Annotated in this window: 17 protein-coding genes; 7 read left to right on the forward strand and 10 right to left on the reverse strand. The window is 50.4% G+C overall.

Features of this window, described 5'->3' with window-relative positions:
- Nucleotides 1–28 precede the first annotated feature (28 nt).
- Complete coding sequence (locus AB4875_RS04865; RefSeq protein ID WP_368374926.1) at nt 29–2314, forward strand: TonB-dependent receptor; 2286 nt, start codon at nt 29–31, stop codon at nt 2312–2314.
- A gap of 44 nt (nt 2315–2358) precedes the next feature.
- Here the strand turns inward: AB4875_RS04865 and AB4875_RS04870 are convergent, their stop codons facing one another.
- From AB4875_RS04870 to AB4875_RS04880, 3 genes are all read right to left on the reverse strand, one after another.
- Nucleotides 2359–4065: an MFS transporter gene (locus tag AB4875_RS04870; RefSeq protein ID WP_368374927.1), complete on the reverse strand. Its 1707-nt coding sequence runs from the start codon at nt 4063–4065 to the stop codon at nt 2359–2361.
- 136 nt (nt 4066–4201) lie between these two features.
- Entirely contained in the window at nt 4202–5641 is a 1440-nt protein-coding gene (locus AB4875_RS04875) for an LVIVD repeat-containing protein (protein ID WP_368374928.1), read from the reverse strand.
- Between the two features lie 50 nt (nt 5642–5691).
- Nucleotides 5692–6360, reverse strand: coding sequence for a DUF305 domain-containing protein (locus AB4875_RS04880; RefSeq protein ID WP_368374929.1), 669 nt, complete (start codon nt 6358–6360; stop codon nt 5692–5694).
- A gap of 368 nt (nt 6361–6728) precedes the next feature.
- Here AB4875_RS04880 and AB4875_RS04885 point away from each other — a divergent pair, with 368 nt between their 5' ends.
- Nucleotides 6729–6935: a hypothetical protein gene (locus AB4875_RS04885; protein WP_368374930.1), complete on the forward strand. Its 207-nt coding sequence runs from the start codon at nt 6729–6731 to the stop codon at nt 6933–6935.
- Between the two features lie 64 nt (nt 6936–6999).
- On the opposite strand, the gene AB4875_RS04890 is transcribed toward AB4875_RS04885, so the two are convergent.
- Nucleotides 7000–8508, reverse strand: coding sequence for a transglutaminase-like domain-containing protein (locus tag AB4875_RS04890; protein ID WP_368374931.1), 1509 nt, complete (start codon nt 8506–8508; stop codon nt 7000–7002).
- A complete protein-coding gene (locus tag AB4875_RS04895) occupies nt 8505–9398 on the reverse strand; it encodes an alpha/beta fold hydrolase (protein ID WP_368374932.1) in 894 nt (297 codons plus the stop codon). Before AB4875_RS04895 ends, AB4875_RS04890 begins: the two co-directional genes overlap by 4 nt.
- Before the next feature lie 255 nt (nt 9399–9653).
- On the opposite strand from AB4875_RS04895, the gene pomA reads away from it, so the two are divergent.
- From pomA to AB4875_RS04915, 4 genes are all read left to right on the forward strand, one after another.
- Nucleotides 9654–10424 carry a flagellar motor protein PomA gene (pomA, locus tag AB4875_RS04900; RefSeq protein WP_368374933.1) on the forward strand — a complete coding sequence of 257 codons (771 nt, stop codon included), beginning with the start codon at nt 9654–9656 and terminating at the stop codon, nt 10422–10424.
- Nucleotides 10425–11264 carry a flagellar motor protein MotB gene (locus AB4875_RS04905; protein WP_368374934.1) on the forward strand — a complete coding sequence of 280 codons (840 nt, stop codon included), beginning with the start codon at nt 10425–10427 and terminating at the stop codon, nt 11262–11264.
- 93 nt (nt 11265–11357) lie between these two features.
- On the forward strand, nt 11358–11942 hold the full coding sequence (locus AB4875_RS04910; RefSeq protein WP_368374935.1) for a hypothetical protein: 585 nt from the start codon (nt 11358–11360) through the stop codon (nt 11940–11942).
- A gap of 118 nt (nt 11943–12060) precedes the next feature.
- The gene (locus tag AB4875_RS04915; protein ID WP_368374936.1) at nt 12061–12399 is read left to right on the forward strand and encodes a HopJ type III effector protein; all 339 of its coding nucleotides are present in this window, start codon (nt 12061–12063) and stop codon (nt 12397–12399) included.
- Nucleotides 12400–12437: 38 nt separating this feature from the next.
- Here AB4875_RS04915 and bfr read toward each other — a convergent pair whose 3' ends face one another.
- Together bfr and AB4875_RS04925 are read right to left on the reverse strand one after the other, a co-directional pair.
- Entirely contained in the window at nt 12438–12917 is a 480-nt protein-coding gene (bfr, locus tag AB4875_RS04920; protein ID WP_368374937.1) for a bacterioferritin, read from the reverse strand.
- A gap of 127 nt (nt 12918–13044) precedes the next feature.
- Nucleotides 13045–13242 (reverse strand): bacterioferritin-associated ferredoxin, encoded by a 198-nt coding sequence (locus AB4875_RS04925; RefSeq protein WP_368374938.1) that lies wholly within the window; start codon nt 13240–13242, stop codon nt 13045–13047.
- Nucleotides 13243–13486: 244 nt separating this feature from the next.
- Between AB4875_RS04925 and AB4875_RS04930 the strand changes: the two genes are divergently transcribed.
- Nucleotides 13487–14089 carry a peroxiredoxin gene (locus AB4875_RS04930; protein ID WP_368374939.1) on the forward strand — a complete coding sequence of 201 codons (603 nt, stop codon included), beginning with the start codon at nt 13487–13489 and terminating at the stop codon, nt 14087–14089.
- Between the two features lie 152 nt (nt 14090–14241).
- On the opposite strand, the gene AB4875_RS04935 is transcribed toward AB4875_RS04930, so the two are convergent.
- The 3 genes from AB4875_RS04935 to pyrC form a co-directional block, all read right to left on the reverse strand.
- Nucleotides 14242–14823: a superoxide dismutase gene (locus AB4875_RS04935; RefSeq protein WP_368374940.1), complete on the reverse strand. Its 582-nt coding sequence runs from the start codon at nt 14821–14823 to the stop codon at nt 14242–14244.
- Between the two features lie 112 nt (nt 14824–14935).
- Complete coding sequence (gene rnt / locus AB4875_RS04940) at nt 14936–15568, reverse strand: ribonuclease T (RefSeq protein ID WP_368374941.1); 633 nt, start codon at nt 15566–15568, stop codon at nt 14936–14938.
- A 7-nt stretch (nt 15569–15575) separates the two neighbouring features.
- Nucleotides 15576–16610, reverse strand: coding sequence for a dihydroorotase (gene pyrC, locus AB4875_RS04945; RefSeq protein ID WP_368374942.1), 1035 nt, complete (start codon nt 16608–16610; stop codon nt 15576–15578).
- Nucleotides 16611–16660: the final 50 nt, after the last annotated feature.

Below are 16660 nucleotides of genomic sequence, written 5' to 3' on the forward strand. Positions count from 1 at the left end.
CCAATAATAAATAATAGCGAGGCGAACAATGCAGAAAGCCCTGACCGGCGCGCTAACTCTTAGCGCGCTTATAAGTTTACCTATGCAAAGTATGGCGCAGACCGAGGCCACTGCTGGAAAGAAATTACAGCTGGAAGAGGTACTGGTTACTGCCCAGAAACGTATGCAATCTTTGGCCGACGTACCGGTTTCGGTAACCGCATTTGACGGCGATAAGCTGAAAAAAGCCGGGATTGAAAATCTCAGCGACCTGTCTGACTACACGCCTAATTTTAAGATGGTGGAAGGCGGATTATTGCCCAATGTGTATATGCGCGGTGTTGGCTCTGGGTCTAATCAGGGTTTTGAGCTGTCGGTGGGTATCTTTTCTGACGGTGTGCATTTGGGACGGCCGCACCAGACCCGCGGAGCCTTTATGGACCTTGAGCGGGTGGAGGTGTTGCGTGGTCCGCAGTCGATCTTGTTTGGTAAAAACGCCATAGCAGGGGCTTTGAGCCTGATCTCCGCCAAACCTGGTGATGAGCTGGAATCGTACTTCAGTGGTATGACCGGTGGCCCTGACGATATTCAAGAATTTTCAGCAATGGTGTCGCTGCCAATCAGCGATAGCTTTGGGGTGCGGGCGGCATTCCGGAGTCGCGATGAAGACGGTTATATGTATAACGAAAATCCTGCGCTGGCCCGAGACGAGCCCGGTGTTGAGGAGTTTTCGGGGCGGATTACTTTTGGCTGGGATCCCACAGAGGCCATTAAATCGAGCTTAAAGCTAGAGAAGACCAACCGAGTGCAGCGCGGTCGGCAGTTTGAAACCAGTCATGCGAGCGCGCTCACTGGCTGTAGCGGTGAGAATGTCACACTCGACGGTATCAAGAATACCGACACCGAAGAGTTCGCCGAAATTGATAATTATAACGTTACCTTAAACGTGGATGTTGAATCTGCGGCGGGTACGTTTACATCGGTAACAGCGGCCAGCGGCTTTGATTCTGAAGATCTGTTCGACGGTGATTCCAGCAGTTTCAATACAGTGCCTTTGCTGGGTATGGAAGAATACGATCAACTTAGTCAGGAATTTCGTTTTACCTCTCCCGGTGGCGAATTTATGGACTATATCTTTGGTGCCTTTTATCAGAGCAGCGAAATGGTCTTTGATGAGTCTACGCCACTGGTGGTGCGCAATGGCGCGCTGGCAGACGCCGGTCGCGATTTGCTTGGCTGCATGATAAACATGCAGACCAATGTGTCTGCCGATCTCGATAAAAACTTTTATATGAACAGTGATGCCTGGTCTGGTTTTGTGCAGTTGACGTTTAACTGGAGTGAAACCTTGCGTACGACATTAGGCCTTCGCTATGTGCGTGAAGAAAAAGAAGGTTTTAGAGAGTTGTTTCTATATCAATCAGGTACTCGCAATAATGTTGACCCAGTGACTGGCGCGGTGCTGTCGGCCCTTAATATAGAAGCCCATGAACTGCACCGTATTCGCGATGTGGGGGTCACTCTGCCCTCACTGAACGTTCAGTGGAATGCCACTCCAGATGTGATGACCTATTTCACCGCAACCCAGGGTGCTAAGTCTGGCAGCTTTGACGCCCGTAATAATAATGCCAGTGAAGGCCCTGGCGGCGGCGGTACTAATTTTGAGTTTGAAGACGAGTTAGCCACGGCCTATGAGCTCGGCGCCAAAATGACACTTGCCGACGGTGCAGCAGAATTGAACTTTGCTCTTTACCACGTTAAGTACGAGGAAATGCAGGTCAGTGTGTTTGATGGTGTTGCTGGTTTTGTGGTTTCCAATGCTGGTAGCGCATTGACCCAGGGTGTGGAAGTAGATAGCCGCTGGTTGCTCAGTGAATCGTTTATGTTGAGCGCTTCACTTGCCTACTTAGATTTTGAATGGTTGGATTATCGAGAAGGTCCCTGCGTGGCCACTGACGATGAAGACATTTGTGATTTAACGGGTAAGCAAAATCAGCAAACGCCTAAGTGGAGCGCGTCACTTTCTGGTACGTATAGCATTCCCCTGAGTAGCAGCGTCATGCTCGATTTCACCGCGGATGTCTCGTATAAAGATCGCCATTTCACCTCGGGTGATCTTGATCCCCGTGGTATTCAAGATGCCTATACCAAGGTTAATGCGCGCTTGGCAGTGGGTGAGATTAATGGTCGCTGGTCACTGGCTTTAGTAGGCAAAAATCTTAGCGATGAGATGACGGTGGGTATTGGCTCGCCCACAGTGTTAGATGTGGGTGGGTTCCGTGGCACACTTGAGCCCTTGCGATCCTATTACCTTGAGGGGCGCGTGCAGTTCTAATTGCCGCTGATGGCATAGTTGGCGGCCCTTTTTGGGGCCGCTAATTAATTATTTAATGGCCCTATCTGGACCATGGGTTCTTGTTTTGGATCTGGCGAATCTGCATCCCAGCGCACGGAGCCGAAGGGCCGATCTAGATAGCGCCGAACGTGCTTGATGCTGCCATTAATGGTGGCAGCGTCAGCGGCGGCCTGGGCATCGATATCGGCTTTGGTGTAGCGATCGCGCATCCGCAAATAATCCCCCCACGTTGGAAAGTGGAAGCGTTCTACCCATAGTTCGGGGTCGGCGATGTCGCGGCTGATCGACCAATTAAAGCCGCCGTTGCGTAAACGTACCCGTCGTACTTCCTGCATTGCATCGTAATATGCGCGCGCTTTTGACGGCTTCAGCTGATACTCAATTTCTATTACCACTGGGCCAGAGCGCATGGTAATTGCGAGGGCAACCTCGGGCTCGAATGAGATGGCGACGGCTTCGGCACCGGCATTATTGGCCTCGGGCAGTCGCAGGAAAATTGACAGCAGTGGCATGACTAGCATGACTGCACCGGACGCAATAATGGCGATCTCTATAGACCATTGATTGGCAACATTACCCCACAGCCATGCCCCTATGGCGATGCCGCCGGTCAGCATTGAAGAAAAAAGCGACAGCGCCCGCGCGGTGACCCAGCGCGGGGCGGACAGCTGCACAGAAATATTAAGTAGCGAAATGGTTAACATACTGGCGCCGCCTGCAATCAGCATACCTAGGCAGGTGAGGATTAATGTCCGGCTGCAGCCGACGCCTATTAAGGCGATGCCGCTCACCACGGCAAGTGCAGAAACGGATTTTTCAGTGCCAAAGCGCTGGTGAAAGACATTAATGAGTAGCGCGCCGGCCACGGCGCCCACGCCGCCGGCACCCAGTAAAATCCCGAAGGTACTGGCATTGCCACCGAGCAAGTCTTTGGCAATAAGCGGCGCTAGAGCGGTTGCTGTTGCGGCGGCTAGGCCAAAAACGAAGGTGCGTATCAGCACCGTTCGGACGGGGTTGGAATGAAACGCATAGCGGACCCCAGAGACAATAGCGCGGCTAATACGTTCGGGCGGCAGGCGCGAGACAATATGCCCGCGTTTCCACAGAAAGAAAGCCAGAATCAGCGGTAGATAGCCGGCTGCATTGGCGGCAAAGGCGGCTTGAGCGCCAAGGGTGACCACGAGCAACCCGCCCACTGCGGGGCCAAAGCTGCGGGCAATATTGTAACTAATAGTATTGAGTGCAATCGCTGCGGGCAGGTCTCTGCTTGTGACTTGCTCGCCAATAGAAGACTGCCAGGCGGGGGCAAAAATGGCGATGCCGGTGCCGATTAAAAAGCAGAATGCCAGCAGCACCCAGGGGCTAGTTAATTCAAAATAGGCGAGTAGTGACAAGCTGGTGCCGAAAAGAGCGGCAATGCTTAGGCCGAGCATGGCAATTTTGCGACGATCGAACATATCGGCTATCGCGCCTGCGGGCAGTGCAACCAGCATCAGCGGCAGCATCATGGCGGTTTGTACTAAAGCTACCATACTGGGTGAATCGGTGAGACGGGTCATCTCCCAAGCGACGCCGACACCGAGAATCAAGTGGCCAAAGTTGGACAGCAGACTGGCGCTCCAAATGCGGAAAAACGCCGGCTCGTGCAGAGGTGCTAAGGCTGAGGGCGGCTCGGTAATCGGGACGCCATCGATGGTATCTTCAGCTGCGTTCTCGGGTTTGCTTGTCATACTAAAGGCATCATTTCTGGAGAGTTATTTATATTGACGCTGTTATTTTGCTCTTGCGCTGTGGTGTATACCATTTAAATTCTATCCGTCTGCTTGCTCGCGGCGCAGTGTCGGCGCCGCGAGGCCTAAGCCACTGTTACCACGCACCGTTAGTAACGCGAATGGCATAGAAGCCGCTGTAGCCGTCGGTATACCAAATCTCTTTGCGCTCGGCGACAAAGGCGGGACTAGACATTGCCCAGTTGCTTGCGGGGGCGGGGACGGTTAGGACTCTGGGTTGTACCGGAGCATTGTAGTAGGCCACCTCGCGGGGATTGTAGGGATCGCGAATATCGAAAATGCGCAGCCCAGAGATAATCATGCTGCAGGCGACGATATCTGGGTTAACTCGGGTGGGAATGTTGCAGTAGTGCCCTGCGTAGCCACCGGTGGGGTTTTGCGCGCCGGGGTCAGCGGCAATAGCCTCTCGATTTTCGGGCTCGTGAACCTCCAAGCGCAGATTAGAAATTATCCGTGGTTGGGTTTCGTCGCTAATATCGATAATACGACCAGCACCGACAACGGCGCCGTGAGCGGCCACAGCGGGTGCACCGCCGCCTTCGCCACCCTGGGCTTTGGAGTATTCGTCAATTTCCAATAAATAGGCTTTGCCATCCCGAGTAAAGGGAATAGCGTTTTGCGGAATAGTTTGATTGTCCCAGCTGATACTGGCCACTTCCCGTACCTGAGGATTGGCTACCCGCGCTTGAATTTCCGACACGTCCATTATCAAGACACCCTTGCCATTGCCTGAGGCGAGATAAGCTCGGTTGCCATCATTGCTAATAGACAGGCCGTGAGAAGTGTAGTTTCCGCTCCATATCGGCATTGGTAGCCGTGGATTCGAAATGTCGACGGCGGTTAGGGTAGGCGTGCCCGGTGATGCCGAATAAAAGGTTTTGCCATCGGGTGCCATGCCGCTTTCGTGGCCGAGAACACCAACCAAGGCAGAAGATTGTAATTGTGGGTCGCGGCAATCGGCTGACAGGTCATATACATCTACAATACCGGGATAAAAGGCAGGGCTTCCCATAACCGCCGCCAAAATGCCCGCTTGCTGTGAGACTACCAAGGATTCGTGTGGCGATAGCATCGCCGGGGTCAGCAGTCTTGCGCTGAGGACGGGGTTGGCGGGGTCGCTCATATCCAGCACATTGACGCCGACGTTCAAGTCTAGGGCGTTGCTTGGAAAAAGTAGGGTGCTGTCGTAATAGGCGCACTCATTGCCGCTGGCATCCACGTAGCGCTCCACTTTGAAGCCGCCCACGGTGCCGATGGCATTGGGCACCATATATGAGCCAACTAGTTCGGTGTTACAGCGAAATCCCTGAGCGGCCAAGCCGCTGTCATGGTCCGCCTGACTGACGCGGCCTTGCATACCTTGCTCGGGCAATGAGCCTGTGCCGCAGCTGGCGCGAGGTGTGGCGCCTTCTGCGATGGCGGTGCTAGTTGTCGGATTGCTATTGTCGCTGCTGGAATTACAGGCTGCTATTGCACTAAACGCAATTAGTGCGCCAAGGAAAGCGATGGGTTTCATACTTGTTCTCCGAAAATATTTTTATTGTTGTGATATGTGATGTCGTTAATTTACAAGTCCTTAGCGGCTTCAGCAGCTTGCGCATAGGCATTAAGTATGGCGCTAATTTTCTGGATTTCCTTTGATTGGTCCAACACGATTTGCGCTGCCAGCAGTTTAACAGCTGGCAAGTGGGCCTCTTCAGTCGCGAAACGAGCCATCGGCACACCGCCCTGATGATGGGCTAGCATGAGGCTAAGGTATAGGGTGTCACGCTCGCGACCCGCCAACACCCTGAGTTGTTGCATGTCTTCGGCGCTGGCGAGGCCGGGCATGCCTTGGGCTGATTTGCCGCAATCAATGACATATTGCTGAAAAGCCTCGTCCAGAGGCTTTGACCCCATAAGCATCCAGACCATGTCTTTTGAATTTGGGACAAAGGGCTTGTCCCATAGTCGCAGCCAACCCTGCATTTGTCCTAGCTCTAAGAGCTGTTGGCCGGCTATGTTTTGGGCTAGAGGTATGAGACCGCTGGGTCGACCATCCGACATTAGCTGAGACATGGCAATGGCTTGCTGATGGTGAATGGCCATGGATTGGCTGAAACCAATGTCGATTTGGCTGGGCTGATATTCTGTTAGCTGTGCTCGTATTTGTTCCAACTGGCGCGATTGAGAATAGAGTGCGATGGCCGCAAGGCCAATAATAATGGCGACTAGGGTGTAACGCAGCGAATGCATATTTATAGTCGCGCAAGCTTGAATGGGTAAGTCATTACAAATAAAAACCTTAATTATTGTTAGCTGTTTTATGCTGGGCTAGCTTTTGCTTAGCCTAACATCTCACTGAATATCGGGCCCAGCTCTTATGGGGTGCCGGAAATTATTCGGGAGCGCCGTTTAGGTCAATGCGACGCTGAGTGTATTATGCGCTTTGTCGTGGATCCCGCAGTATAAAAGCTTACGTTTCTTCACGTTTTTTACATATTGTCATATTAAAGTCATAACACTGTAACAATAGTACACGATACTTAGCCCATTGAAGCCCTCCAGCAGTATGTGAAGGTTGACGCAATTTGGATTAGCTGCCCAAGGGCGATGGAGTTGATATGAGTGTAAATGGTTTTGTACGTGTAATGATGCTTGCGGCAGCAGCCGTGGTTGTTACACCGATGAGTGCAATGGCTGACGAACCCGTGCAGCTAATTGAAGAAGTAACAGTTGTTGGCGCCGTTCGCGGGGGCGCTATCGTGGTTGCCGATATTGATTTGGCTAGCGACGAAGCATTGCAAGAAATGCCGGTTGCTTACGAGTAATCTGCAGTCATTAGAGTTTGTTTTATCCCCGCAGCAGGTTTTTTGTCAGGAGTCGTTGATCGTATCAGCGACTCCTGATTTGTATTGCCGATTCAATATGGATTTTGTGTAGCTGTTCATTGATTTTCAGTATGTCTGCTTGATCACCATTGCTTAGTCCAAGAGCGATATAGCCGGCAGTAAAAGCCCCCAGCCCGCTGTCATAACTTTCCCATCGTTCTCCCGTCCATGCCTGTACCCATGCGTGTGGCACAAACACGTATTTTCGTCCCAAAAAACGCTCATTAGTGTAGGCGAGGCCAAATACTACTCTGGTCGGTATTTCTGCCGCTCGGGCGAGTGTGGCCAGCAACAGAGCGTGCTCCGTGCAATCGCCCTGTTTGCTTTCGTAGGCTTCGAGGGCTGTTGCATAACCCGAATAGCTGGCCTCATCGCTCATATGCCGCGTGACATAGCGTGTCAGGCGCTGCATCTGGCCACTCACGTCGGAGTTGCGGTCTGGCAATATTTCGGTGACTAAGTTTTTAAATATGGGATTCTGCGCGGGCAGCCAGTAGTTGTTGCTCACTGCCACGCGCAAATCCGCTGCACTGGGTGGCGCTTCTGTGCCGCAGTCTTGGCAGATGACAAGCTCGGTTCCTTGCGGCGTGCGCTTTACCTCCTGTTCGTAGGTGGTGGGCGGTAGCAAGCTAAAGTCACCCACCAGGCGATAGCGTATTTTACCGTTCAGCGCGGTGTCAGTGATTTTATAAGGTGATTGAATCAGTTGTCGGTAAACGTGGGTGTTGGGGACAAAGCTTGCCATTGCGCAGGCTTTGTCGCAGCTAGCAATGAGGACTTCGTCGCCGTTTGAATGGCTGCGCTCAGTTAAAGGCCGAAATTCCTTATCAGCGAAAATGTCGGTGTATTTACTACTGCCGCCAATAACGGTGGCTCTTTGTATATGCCAGGCGTAGTCGGGCTGATCTGGGCTCGAGTAGGCTTTTACTGTTAGCTGAGTCCTGTTGAACTGGCGGGTGCTAAAATTCCAGCTGTAATACTCTAATTGGCGAACAGCACCGCTTTGTTTAAGTAAGGCGAGCCGCAGGCCTTCGGGCAAGTAGAAAGGTTGTTCTATGGGGTAGTACTCTGCTTTTGCACTTTCTTTGAGTCGCAATGCGAGTGAGCTTCCTTTTACGATCGCGCTCATCTGGTGGTTGGCGGTGTCTGATACTATGGTTTTATACAGGGCGATAGGTTTGCCAGACTTGGATTCGTGATAGCTCAGAGTGGTGCTGATTTCTCGGTCTCGGCTGCCTGGTTGGCTCAAGGTAACAGATAGGGTTTCGGTGGTTTTAATTAGGGACTTGGTACTTTCTTTGAGGATGTGGCGATAGCCCATCTTGTGGTCGCCAAGGCTGACTGACTGCCATTGCTCGCTTGTGCCTTGGCGGGCTTGCTCCTCGGTCTCTTGTATAGACCCGCAGGCGGCTAATAACGTGGCGAATACCAGCACGGCAAGGCATTTTGCCGTTTGGTACGCGGGGAGCCGAATACTGTCATTTAGAGCTGAAATTGCGCGCGAGTTCATCATATTGCTGTGCTGATGAGTTGGTTTTCACGCAGCCAAGTATAGCTTTTTTCAACAACTTGTTCGCAATCTTCCTGCAGCGCCATGTGGCCCGCGCCAGTGATGACGCTGTGACTGACCAAGGGTGAAACTCGGGCCATATTGCGTGCAAAATCGTGTTGTTTGTGAAGGTAGGAATGTTCGGCGCGCATTACTAAGGTGGGCACTTTCATATGACGTAAGGCCTGCCAAGGAGAATAGACGTGCTGGAAGTTGTGGGCTTCCCATTCGCGACTGTATCGCAATTTGAAGCTGCTATCGGTCTGTTCAATAAGACCGGCTTGGGCGTAGTCCTCAATCGCGGTATCTGAAAAACGTCGGTATGCCGTTTTGCCGCGATGGTAATCTATAAACGTCGCTCGGCTTTCCCATATCGGCTTTCGCCGCCGCGTACTTTTTACAAGATTCAACTGGCCTCGCAGCCTGGTTGGGGTAATTGCCGCCACCGCTGGCAGGATTCGGCCGGGAATGGCAGCGGGGTCAATCATCAGTAATGCCTTAAATAAATCAGGTCTTCTGGCCGCCGCAAGTGCGCTCACTGTTGCGCCAATAGAGTGCCCCATCGCAATGACGGGGCCTTTTTGCTTTGTGTTTCGTCGATAGTCTAAAAAGGCGATTAAGTCTTCTGCATGTTGCTGCCATGTAAAGTCCCGCGGCGGCAGCTGGTCGCCCCACGCTCCTCTATTTTCAAGTCCAAGAATACTGAAATCGCTGTGAAAATACTTAAGGAAGAAACCGTAGCTAGCAATCGGAAAACCATTTGCCGCTGAGAAATGCAGGGTATCTGAGCTTGTTTGACGCTCTAACCAACGTGCGGGACCTCGGCCAAAATCTAGATGATGTTCAGTAAGCATGACGTGATTTTGAGAACCCCTTCTGTTTGTCGCGCAAGCATACCATGTGGAAAAGGGCTAGGTGTATTACTAAGGTTTTACATTGACTTAGGGCTAAATACTGCAAATTTGGCCTGCGCTATCAGGGTATTCTCTTATACAGAGAGCGCGTCTTTAGCCGTTAAGTGGGTCACGTATGAGGGTAATAGTCGACGATGCTCAGTTCATGAATCGACACTATACCTGACTGAGTAAATAAGACATTGGAGAAGTCAGTTGGATATCGCAACGCTATTAGGCATGGTGGGCGCGCTTGGTGTCATTGTCGCGGCAATTTTGATCGGCGGCAGTGCGAGCGGATTTATTGATGCGCCAAGTTTGTTGATTGTCGTTGGCGGGGGGCTGCTAGCTAATTTAGTGAAGTTTCCCTTAGACCAAACTTTGGGTGCTTTTAAAGTAGCTTCCCGCGCATTTGTGCACAAGACCACCAGCTCTGAAGCCCTGATCGCTCAGTGCATGGAAATGGCTGGTGTTGCTCGTAAGGAAGGCCTGCTGGGTCTGGAGTCTCTTGAAATAAGCAACGAATTTTTAAACAAGGGCGTGCAAATGGCAATTGATGGCCATGATCCAGAATTTGTGCGACGGGTATTGAATAAAGAGATCAATATGGCAATTGAGCGCCATGAAATGGGTGAGGCGGTTTTTAAAGGCTTTGGTGAATCTGCTCCGGCGATGGGTATGATCGGTACGCTAGTGGGTTTGGTTCAAATGATGTCGAATATGTCAGACCCAAAAGCGATCGGTCCGGCTATGGCTGTGGCTTTGTTAACGACCCTATATGGGGCTGTTTTAGCAAACGTGGTTGCCTTGCCTATGGCAGAAAAGCTGGCTTTTAGAACCTCAGAGGAGCGTCGCAATCGCCATCTCATACTCGAGGCGGTGGACGGTATTCAAGAGGGGATTAATCCCCGCGTCTTGGAATCCCTGTTATCAACGTATTTGCCTGATAATAAGCGCGAGCCAGACAAGAAGGCGGAGGAGGCGTAAGTGGATGATGTTCCAGCTAAAAAGCCGGATGCAGGTGCCCCAGCATGGGTATTAACCTTTGCCGACTTGATGTCTTTGCTGCTCGCCTTTTTCGTATTGCTTTTCTCATTCTCGGAGATGGATAAGCAGAAATTTAAAGAACTGTCGGGATCGATGAAAGACGCGTTTGGGGTGCAGCGTGAAGTGCCTGCGTTTAAACCGCCTATAGGTACCAGCATGATCGCACGGGAGTTCACCCCCGGCACAGTTAGACCCACGGTGGTTAATGAGGTGCGTCAAGAGGCGCTGCGAGAAATGACGACCTTTGTGTCGGAAGAAGCCGATCAAAATATGCTTGACGATCTTGAAAAGGTGAAAGCGCATCTTGAGTTGGAAATTAAGGACGGCTTGGTTGAAGTTGAAAATGATGGCAATAAGGTCATTATTATCAGAATTCGGGAGAGGGGGTCATTTCCATCGGGGAAATCTGAGCTGTCCCCAGGGTTTGACACGGTAATTACTAAGTTTGGCGATGTTTTAAATGATATTGACGGTCAGATAGTGGTTGCAGGTCATACCGATAACATTCCGATAAGCACGGATAGGTTTTACTCAAATTGGGACCTGTCATCCGCGCGAGCTGCCACGGTGATTCGCAGTATTGTCGAAAGTAGTGGTCAATCCCCCGGCCGCTTTAGAGTAACTGGTTACGCGGATACGAGGCCTATTGACGACAATAGTACGGCTGAGGGCCGGGCCAGAAACCGCCGTGTTGAAATATTTATGTTGAGGGGCGCAACCGAAGATCCGGTGATGGGGAGTGTTGTTGGAGAATTCGATACGTCGCTCGGGGATCAATAATAGCTAATGTAAGCTGGTGTCATATTTAGTATTGCTTAAGCTGTCATTCAGTTAACTCCTGATACTTTAGGCATACACAAAGGAGAAGCGATCATGACAAATAGCAAAGCACTACCTATTGGAAGCACAGCCTCGATCCGTCATTTTGCTATTGCTGCACTATTGATAGTGGCTGTTGCGGTATCACCTAAGCAGGCCCATGCCGACGGCGTGGAGACCGCTGCGGCGATAATGATTGGCGCGGCGGTATTATATGCCGCGCATGATTCTTATCGGGACGATCGTCGTCACAGTAAAAAACATGTGCATGACAGGCATTGTGGACATCAGGTGAACTACCGTGACACCGGCCATCATAATAGTGATAGAAATCGTTATAACTACAATAATGGCTATCGTAATCAGCATGTTTATACCGACATTCATGCAGGTAAGCACGGCGGCAATTATTACCGAGGTGAAAACCACTATAGAGCCAAGGACTATCGCCGTGATAATCAGGGAAGACATGACAACCATGAAAATTATGACAAACGCCCCGACCGTTTCGCCCGCGATGACCGCAGCCATAAGCAGCAGGACAGCAAACATCACCGAGACCACGGTAACTTGAATGAGCGTCAACGACACAATGAGAATTATTGGAATACCCGCGTGAAGGTAAGTCAAAGACACTAAAATACTTGCAGCGATGAATTAAAATGCCGGACTTGCTCCGGTATTTTTTTGTCTGAAATTTGGTGTCTTAGTCTTTATAATTAGGCGTTATTTATCACAAGGTGTTAATGGGATTTAGATGACAAGCAAACAACTTATAGTCAAGCTTAATCAATCAGCGCAGCCATTTGCAGACGTTATGGCGGTAATTGACCAAGAGTATGTGTTCACACCCACTGCGTTCACCAATGGCGAACAACATAGCGATGCGGGGTCCAACAACGGATCGTGCAAAATTTTTGCCTTTGGTCTTTTGCATCAACTAAGTGAGCAGGCGACATTAAATGCCTTTGGTGATTATTATGTTAAAGACGTACTGGAAAATCCGGCTGGGGCTGATCATGCCAATATTCGGGGTTTTATGCGCAGCGGTTGGAAGGGCATACGTTTTGAGGGCGAGGCGCTAGCGCCCAAGTAGAGGGATAAAGTGCCTCAGGTCTGAGGCACTTAGCAATACTAGCCGCCGATGCTACCGATCATAGACTGCTGGTAGTTTTGAATGCCGACTTTGTCAATCAAGCTGAGCTGGGTTTCCAGCCAATCGACGTGCTCCTCTTCAGATTCTAAAATCTCTGCGAATAGGTCTCTGGTGACGTAGTCGCTGACCGACTCGCAGTACTTAATGCCGTCTTTAAGGTCTGGAACGGCTTTGAGTTCAAGACTGAGGTCACACTCTAAAATTTCTTTGGTGTTCTCGCCAATCAGCAATTTACCGAGATCTTGAAGATTAGGTAGACCTTCTAAAAACAGGATTCGATCGATAAGCTTATCGGCATGTTTCATCTCGTCGATGGATTCATGATATTCGTAGTCCGCGAGCTCCTTTAGCCCCCAGTCTTTAAACATGCGGGAGTGAAGGAAGTACTGGTTGATCGCTACGAGTTCATTGCCGAGAGCTTTATTGAGGTAGGCAATAACTTTACTGTCACCTTTCATACTTGTTGTCCTTTTGCATTAGCTATACACAAGTTCTGATTGTGCGCTTGCTAAAGCTTGAAAGTCAAGCTAAGTGATTGATTTTAAAGGTTTAAGAGAAGGGTAAAACAAATCGTTATCAGTTGCGTTACGCGGCGGCATAACACAGATTTTCGTCAAAGTTAGCCAGATAGCTATCGTAGACGTTGCGTGCCAGCGAGCCACATTTGCCGCATTGGCTTGCTAGTTCAAGTTGACGTCGAACCTCACGAAAGCTGCCGGCACCGGCATCTACGGCGTCGCGGATATGCTTGTCGGTAATACCTTTGCAGAGACAAACGTACATAATATCTTGAATCTCTATGGTTTCGAAGTTGAATGACAACGGTAATGCAAATGAGAATGCTTGTCAATTAACTTTTTACAAGGTTTTTAGTCGCTGTTTAATAGTTTGAAACTATGTTGCTGATAATAAAATTCAATGGGATTGGGCGGGGGTGGCGTGTATGATTGCCGGTCTGAATCATGTTTTTACGGCATTTTTAGTCGTTGAATAAATTTATACTAATCATTAATCAGAGGTGTTTTACATGGGTGTTCTCGTAGGCAAGCCGGCTCCAGATTTCACATGCGCAGCAGTATTGGGTACTGGCGAAATTGTTGATAGCTTTACGTTAAGTGAAGCGGCTAAAGGCAAATACGCATTGCTGTTCTTCTACCCGCTTGATTTCACATTTGTTTGCCCTTCAGAGCTGATCGCATTGGATCACCGCATGGATAAATTCCGTGAGCTAGGTGTGGAAGTCATCAGTGTCTCTATTGACTCACAGTTTACTCACAACGCATGGCGCAATACGGCTATTAAAGATGGCGGCATTGGCCCAGTAACTTACACAATGGCTGCTGACGTTCGTCACGACATTTGTCGCGCCTATGATGTAGAAGCTGAGGCTGGCGTTGCGTTCCGCGGTGCATTCTTAATTGATAAAGAAGGCTTGGTACGTTCGCAGTTGATTAACGACCTGCCACTCGGCCGCAACGTTGACGAGTTGGTGCGGTTGGTTGAAGCACTGCAGTTCCATGAAGAGCATGGCGAAGTATGTCCGGCTGGCTGGAACAAAGGCGACAAGGGTATGAACGCGTCACCAGATGGCGTTGCAGCATACCTATCAGAGAATTCTGACAAGCTATAAGTCAGAAGCTGATCATAGAAGCCCGCGCTACTGCAAGGTAGGGCGGGCTTTTTTTATGGCTTAATGATAGTGGGTTCTAGTGAGGGATTGTTTTGGCGAAAAAAAACCCCGCATAGGCGGGGTCTCTAGATGCATTTTAGCGATGAGCTAGTTTATGCAAAGTTTGCTGCTGCAAATTCCCAGTTCACCAATTTCCAAAAACCTTCTAGGTATTTTGGGCGGGCATTGCGGTAGTCAATGTAATAGGCGTGTTCCCAGACATCGGCGGTAAATAGCGGTGTTTGGCCTTCGCGCGCAATGGGGGTGTCGGCATCGTCAGTATTGACGATCTCAAGGCTACCGTCGGTATTTTTAACAAGCCACGTCCAGCCGGAGCCGAAGTTGCCTACTGCTTTACCATTGAATGCCGTTTTGAATTCTTCGAAAGAACCAAAGGCTTTGTCAATTGCCGCAGCCAGCTCGCCTGTTGGAGCGCCGCCGCCATTTGGGCTGAGGCTGTGCCAGTAGAACGTGTGGTTCCAAACCTGGGCGGCTTGATTAAACAAAACACCGCTGGAGGTCTTGATGATCTCTTCCAATGATTTGCCTTCAAATTCGCTGCCGGGTACCAATTCATTCAGCTTAGTTAAGTAAGCGTTATGGTGTTTGCCGTGGTGGAAGTCGAGGGTTTCGGCAGAGATGTGTGGTGCCAACGCGTCTTTTGCGTAGGGTAGTGCCGGTAATTCAAACGCCATGTGATTCTCTCCTGAGTATGGTTTTGGGTTGTAATGTCGTTAATGGTTGTGGCTGATTTGCGTTTTGTTTCTCGGCTTCTTTCGGTTTAAGCCGTGAATTAACGCGGTGATATCAGGACCACCGCCAGCCGCCTAATTGTTGCCAGCGATTGACGATCTGGCAGAACAATTCGGCAGTTTTAAAGGCGTCGTAGGCAGCGCTGTGAGCTTCGTCGTTATCGAAGTCGATCTCGGCTAACTGGCAAGCTCTAGCCAATACGGTATGGCCGTAGGCAAGCCCCGAAAGGCTGGCGGTATCCATAACCGAAAAAGGGTGGAAGGGATTGCGCTTGATGTTGCTGCGCTCGACAGCGGCTAATACAAAGCCGAGATCAAAATGCGCATTGTGCCCTACTAGCACCGCCCGGGTGCACCCACTAGCTTTTACTTGTTGGCGAATTCGCTTCATTAGTTCGCCCATCACAGTCACTTCTTTTTGCGCCTGCCTTAATGGGTTATGGGGATCAATCCCGGTAAATTCAAGGGCGGCGGGCTCTAAGTTCGCGCCTTCGAATGGTTCTACATTGTAGCTAAGGGTTTCGTCGGGCTCGAGTTGGCCGGAGTCGTCCATGCGTAAAAATGTAGCCGCAATTTCAAGTACCGCATCGGTTTGGCTGTTGAAACCGCCGGTTTCAACGTCTATGACTACCGGTAGGAAGCCTCGAAAGCGTTGTGCCATCATCGATTTTTCATCGTTGAATTCCATATTTATCTCAGGCTAGCTGCCAGTGCAGTTGTTCACCGCCACGCAGCGGAAAAATGGTGTCGCTGCCGAGCGGAAGATGCTCCGGTGCGGTCCAGCTGTTTCTTTGCAAAATAATGGTGTCGCTATTGCGTGGTAGACCATAAAAGTCCGGACCGTAAAAACTGGCAAACGCTTCTAACTTATCCAGTTTTCCTGCTGTTTCAAATGCTTCAGCGTATAGTTCCATTGCTGCGTAGGCGGTATAGCAGCCTGCACAGCCGCAGCTAGCTTCCTTTTTGTCACGGGCGTGGGGCGCCGAGTCTGTGCCCAAAAAGAACTTAGGGTCTCCCGATGTTGCCGCCGCAATAAGCGCCTGCTGGTGCGTATTCCGTTTTAATATCGGAAGGCAGTAATAATGGGGTCGAATGCCACCCGCCAGCATATGGTTGCGATTGTATAATAGGTGGTGGGCGGTGATAGTGGCCGCGACATTGTTGCCAGATTCTTTTACAAACTGCACTGAATCGGATGTGGTGATGTGTTCTAGTACCAATTTGAGGGTGGTAAAGCGCTCGACGATTTGACGTAAGTAGCGATCAATAAAGCGTGCTTCACGATCAAAAATATCAATATCAGCATCGGTGACTTCGCCGTGGACTAGCAGCGGTAAGCCGTGTTTTTCCATGCATTCAAATATTGGATAGAGATTTTCAATATTCGTCACACCCGAATCTGAATTGGTGGTGGCCCCCGCTGGATAAAGTTTTGCAGCGAACACCACATCGGATGCGGCGGCCGCGGCAATGTCCTCAGGGCTGGTGTTGTCGGTGAGATAAAGCACCATTAAAGGCTGCAGCTTATGACCAGTGGCCGGTAGCGCGTTTTCAATCCGATGCTTATAGGCCGTCGCTTCAGCAAGGTTACGCACGGGCGGCGTTAAATTTGGCATAACAATAACCCGACCAAAATAGCGGCTAGCGTCTGCAACGGTGTGAGCTAATACATCGCCGTCTCGCAAATGAATATGCCAGTCGTCGGGGCGGGTGATTTCTAAGGTTTGCATGCTGGGCCTTAATACTAGCGTCCGCCGGGCTACCTATTGGGGTCGGCTTT

The sequence above is a fragment of the Zhongshania sp. R06B22 genome (genome assembly GCF_040892595.1).
Taxonomy (GTDB): domain Bacteria; phylum Pseudomonadota; class Gammaproteobacteria; order Pseudomonadales; family Spongiibacteraceae; genus Spongiibacter; species Spongiibacter arctica.

Excerpts from the sequence above, each read along its gene's own strand:
- AB4875_RS04865 (WP_368374926.1), top strand. The coding sequence starts at position 29 with ATGCAGAAAGCCCTGACCGGCGCGCTAACTCTTAGCGCGCTTATAAGT.
- AB4875_RS04870 (WP_368374927.1), bottom strand. The coding sequence starts at position 4,065 with ATGACAAGCAAACCCGAGAACGCAGCTGAAGATACCATCGATGGCGTC.
- AB4875_RS04875 (WP_368374928.1), bottom strand. The coding sequence starts at position 5,641 with ATGAAACCCATCGCTTTCCTTGGCGCACTAATTGCGTTTAGTGCAATA.
- AB4875_RS04880 (WP_368374929.1), bottom strand. The coding sequence starts at position 6,360 with ATGCATTCGCTGCGTTACACCCTAGTCGCCATTATTATTGGCCTTGCG.
- AB4875_RS04885 (WP_368374930.1), top strand. The coding sequence starts at position 6,729 with ATGAGTGTAAATGGTTTTGTACGTGTAATGATGCTTGCGGCAGCAGCC.
- AB4875_RS04890 (WP_368374931.1), bottom strand. The coding sequence starts at position 8,508 with ATGATGAACTCGCGCGCAATTTCAGCTCTAAATGACAGTATTCGGCTC.
- AB4875_RS04895 (WP_368374932.1), bottom strand. The coding sequence starts at position 9,398 with ATGCTTACTGAACATCATCTAGATTTTGGCCGAGGTCCCGCACGTTGG.
- AB4875_RS04910 (WP_368374935.1), top strand. The coding sequence starts at position 11,358 with ATGACAAATAGCAAAGCACTACCTATTGGAAGCACAGCCTCGATCCGT.
- AB4875_RS04915 (WP_368374936.1), top strand. The coding sequence starts at position 12,061 with ATGACAAGCAAACAACTTATAGTCAAGCTTAATCAATCAGCGCAGCCA.
- bfr (WP_368374937.1), bottom strand. The coding sequence starts at position 12,917 with ATGAAAGGTGACAGTAAAGTTATTGCCTACCTCAATAAAGCTCTCGGC.
- AB4875_RS04925 (WP_368374938.1), bottom strand. The coding sequence starts at position 13,242 with ATGTACGTTTGTCTCTGCAAAGGTATTACCGACAAGCATATCCGCGAC.
- AB4875_RS04930 (WP_368374939.1), top strand. The coding sequence starts at position 13,487 with ATGGGTGTTCTCGTAGGCAAGCCGGCTCCAGATTTCACATGCGCAGCA.
- AB4875_RS04935 (WP_368374940.1), bottom strand. The coding sequence starts at position 14,823 with ATGGCGTTTGAATTACCGGCACTACCCTACGCAAAAGACGCGTTGGCA.
- rnt (WP_368374941.1), bottom strand. The coding sequence starts at position 15,568 with ATGGAATTCAACGATGAAAAATCGATGATGGCACAACGCTTTCGAGGC.
- pyrC (WP_368374942.1), bottom strand. The coding sequence starts at position 16,610 with ATGCAAACCTTAGAAATCACCCGCCCCGACGACTGGCATATTCATTTG.